This window comes from Thermogemmata fonticola, from assembly GCF_013694095.1.
In the GTDB taxonomy this organism is placed as follows: domain Bacteria; phylum Planctomycetota; class Planctomycetia; order Gemmatales; family Gemmataceae; genus Thermogemmata; species Thermogemmata fonticola.
In genome coordinates this window covers 1-272 of record NZ_JACEFB010000052.1, presented here as the reverse complement: position 1 = coordinate 272, position 272 = coordinate 1, and the positions used below count along the sequence as shown (strand labels likewise).

Sequence of the window (272 nt, the reverse complement as noted above, 5' to 3'; positions counted from 1 at the left end):
ACGGTCAACGGGCGGGTGCGGTTGAAGCGGATCCGTTGGCAATCGTCTACGGGGGCCCAGACGCCGATGGATTGTTGGCTAGACGTGGCGGAGGCGACGATCAGTCAAGGGGTGCGGGAGTTGGTGTGTCGGCTCAATGCTGGCAGTTCCAGCTTTGCGGCGGCAGCGGAGAATCTGAGGCGGGCGGCCCAGCTGAGGTTGAGCCGGGAGACGTTGCGGCGGGTGGTGGAGCAGGAAGGTCGGCAGGTGTTGGCCGCCCAGAAGTCGGGGGC

The 272-nt window shown here is 66.5% G+C and carries 1 protein-coding gene; it reads left to right on the top strand.

What is annotated here, in order from left to right; translation table 11 throughout:
- Positions 1–66 precede the first annotated feature (66 nt).
- A partial coding sequence (locus H0921_RS17645; protein WP_194539843.1) for a hypothetical protein occupies positions 67–272 on the top strand: 206 nt, incomplete at its 3' end.